Genomic DNA, 3,488 nt, shown 5'->3' with positions numbered 1-3,488 from the left:
TGTTTTCACGGCCGGGGTTCCTGCCGGATCCGGCAGGTCGGGGAGGCCCGCCTCCCGCAACCGCGAGGCGTCAGGATGCCGCGGCCGAACCGCCACCGCCGGCCCGGGAAAACGGTTGCAGCCGCGCGACCAGGCCGCGGACCTCGGCCGCGGCCGCGGCGATGGTCTCCTCTGGCATGCTCGGGGATACACCCTCCAGCAGCACCTCAAGCGCGGAGAGCCGTTCGGCGATCTCGGTCATCAGGTCGAAGTCACGGACCCTTGCCCGGGCGAGCTCGGCGACCCTCTCGTTCTTCTCGAACAGCTCGACGAACACCGTGACCTTCGCGCGCAGGAGCCACGGGTCGAACGGTTTGGCGATGTAGTCGACCGCGCCGACGGCATAACCGCGGAACGCCTGGTGGGGCTCCCGGTCGATCGCGGTGAGAAAGATGATCGGGGTATCCCGCGTCCGGCCGCGTTGCTTGATGCGGTGTGCGGTTTCGAAACCATCCATGCCCGGCATCTGGACGTCGAGCAGGATCACGGCGAAATCGTCCACCAGGAGGCGTTTGAGGGCGTCCTCCCCCGACGACGCGGTGATCAGGTCCTGGTCGAGGGAGGCCAGGATCGCCTCAAGGGCCATCAGGTTGTCGGGCCTGTCGTCCACCAGAAGGATCTTGCTGCGCGGACGCTCCGTACCGTGCGCGTCTTCGGCGTCCACAGCGCCCGCGAGGCTGCTCTTGCGCTCGGTCACCTGCCCGCCTCCTCGCTCACGGCGTGTCGCCACCATTGGGACATGCATCAAAGTTCAACCGTACAAGCAACCTCAACTGTGCGAGCATCTGCGGCCACGCACCTTCCGCAATACTCACGTTCCGTTCTCCGGAAGTATCACCGACAAAGCGCTCGGCCAGACAGTGCCCTGCCGGTTGCGGTGCCCGCGGTACCCGCGGACCACACCTGCGCCCCCTGGGCCCTATCCTCGGGCCCCCACGTCAGCGAGCATCAGCGACTTCGGCGCTCTACAGCTGCGACCGCATGGCACCGAGCAGATGATTGAGATCGACAGGCTTGGTGATGTAGTCGGTTGCACCTGCCTCGAAACTCTTCTCCCGGTCGCCCGGCATCGCGTTCGCGGTCAGCACCACGATCGGCAGGGTGGCGAAAGCGGGCATCTGCCGGATCGTCGACGTCGTCTCGTTCCCGTCCAAGCCCGGCAACATCACGTCCATCAGCACAAGATCGATCATCGAGCCCTCCTGCTGCAGCAGCCGGATCGCGTCGTGACCGTTGTCCGCGTACAGCACCCGCATGCCGTGCATCTCCAACGCGCTGGTGAGCGCGAACACGTTGCGGACGTCGTCGTCGACGACAAGCACGGTCGAGCCGACCAGCGGGTCGGATTCGTCCGGCCCGCTCACGGGCTCCCGGCGGGTGAGCTCCTCAGGCGGTTCGGTGAGGAACGACATGCCCGTCGCCACCAGCCCGGGGCTGGGGCCCGGGCGGAACGAACGGCGTGCCGCCGGCACCGACACCGTGCTCAGCCCCTCCTTGCCCGGCCAGGTCGTGACGGTCGGCTCACGGTTGGCTTCCTGGTCCAACGCGTCGACGAGCCCGGACGCACGGATGCCCCGGCCGGAACCGGCCGGTTCCCCCGCCGGCTGGGATCCCTCCGACAGCTGCCTGACCGGCGCCCCGGCCGGTCGCCGCAGCACCGCCACGCGGGGTGCCCCGGACAGCATGATGATCTCATCGTTGTCCCCGGGAGTGGCGGAGGGCAGGACCTCCGAGGGCATCACCGACGGCACGTACAGGGTGAAGGTGCTGCCCTGACCCACAGCGCTGGCAACCCCGATGGACCCGCCGAGCAGCCGCACGAGCTCCTTGCTGATCGACAGACCGAGTCCGGTGCCGCCGTAGCGGCGTGACGTCGTCCCGTCCGCCTGCTGGAATGCCTCGAAAATCATGCGGAGCTTGTCGGCCGCCACACCGATACCGGTATCGGACACGCTGAACGCCAGCACCACGGGCGCGGCGGACAGGCTCGGCGTGGTGAACGTGACCTCGTCGGAGGCGACGGTCACGTCCAGGCGCACCTCACCGGAATCGGTGAACTTCACCGCATTGGACAGCAGGTTCTTCAACACCTGCTGGATGCGCTGCTCGTCGGTGACGAATTCCGCCGGGACGTCGCTTGCGACAGTCACCTCAAATTCCAGCCCCCTTTCCTCGGCCAGCGGGCCGAATATCTGCGCGACCGCGTCGCAGAGGGTTGTGGTGCGGACCGTGGTGGCTTCGACGTCCATCTTGCCGGCCTCGACCTTCGACAGGTCGAGAATGTCGTTGATGAGCTCGAGCAGTTCGGAACCGGCCGAGTGGATCGTCTCGGCGAAATCGATCTGCTTGGTGGTGAGGTTCGCCTCCGAGTTGTCGGCGAGCAGCTTCGCGAGCAGCAGCAGGCTGTTGAGCGGTGTACGCAGCTCGTGGCTCATGTTCGCCAGGAACTCCGTCTTGTACTGGGACGACAGGGCGAGCTGTTCGGCCTTCTCCTCCAGACCTATGCGGGCCATTTCGATTTCCCGGTTCTTCTCCTCCAGCAGCGCGGCCTTCTCCTCCAGCTCGTTGTTGGTGCGCTGGAGCTCCACCGACTGCGAACGCAGTTCCTGGGTGAGACGCTGTGACTGGGCGAGCAGTTCCTCCGTCCGCGCGTTCGCCATGATCGTGTTCAGGACGACGCCGATCGTGCCGACAAGCTGGTCGACCAGGTGCAGGTGCAGCTCGGAGAACCGGGTGAAGGACGCGAGCTCTATAACCCCGAGCACCTGTTCCTCGAAGAGGACCGGCACGACGACGAGATCACCCGGTGGGGCCTCCCCGAGACCGCTGCGTATGTAGAGGTAGCCGGTGGGTACCTGTTCCACCCGGATACGCTTCTTCTCCAGCGCGGCCTGGCCGATAAGGCCCTCGCCGAAGAGAAAGGTACCGTCGGAACGCTTGCGGGGCGCCGAACCATAACCGGCGACATGCCGCAGCTTGTCACCCTCGATGAAGTCGAGCAGGTAGACCGTGCCGAGCTGGGCACCGACCGCCGGCGTCATCTCACTTATGATCATCTGGCAGACCGCGTACAAGTCACGCTGGCCCTGCATCTTGCTGCCGATGCGGGCGATGTTCGACTTCAACCAGTCCTGCTGGGCATTCTTCTCGGTCGTCTCCCGCAGGTTGGCGATCATCTGGTTGATGTTGTCCTTGAGCTCGGCGACCTCGCCCTCGGCCTCCACCGTGATCGAACGTGTGAGGTCACCACGGGTGACCGCGGTCGACACTTCGGCAATCGCCCGGAGCTGGGTGGTCAGCGTGGACGCGAGCTGGTTGACGTTGTCGGTGAGGGCCTTCCAGGTGCCGTCCACCCCGTCGACCGTTGCCTGGCCGCCGAGCTTGCCTTCGGTGCCGACCTCCTTGGCGACCCGCGTCACCTCCGCCGCGAACGACGACAGCTGCTCCAC

The 3,488-nt window shown here is 66.2% G+C and carries 2 protein-coding genes; both read right to left on the bottom strand.

Annotation, left to right across the window (positions count from 1 at the left end; all coding sequences use genetic code 11):
- Nucleotides 1-70: 70 nt before the first annotated feature.
- Nucleotides 71-736 (bottom strand): response regulator, encoded by a 666-nt coding sequence (locus tag DD1DGNOD_RS03875; RefSeq protein WP_206442930.1) that lies wholly within the window; start codon nucleotides 734-736, stop codon nucleotides 71-73.
- Nucleotides 737-1,004: 268 nt separating this feature from the next.
- Nucleotides 1,005-3,488 (bottom strand): ATP-binding protein (locus DD1DGNOD_RS03870; protein WP_131769461.1); only part of this gene is annotated, 2,484 nt, incomplete at its 5' end.

Source organism: Candidatus Protofrankia californiensis, assembly GCF_900634765.1.
GTDB classification, from domain to species: domain Bacteria; phylum Actinomycetota; class Actinomycetes; order Frankiales; family Frankiaceae; genus Protofrankia; species Protofrankia californiensis.
The sequence above is the reverse complement of the archived record's forward strand: the minus strand, read 5'-3'. Positions and strand labels throughout refer to the sequence as shown.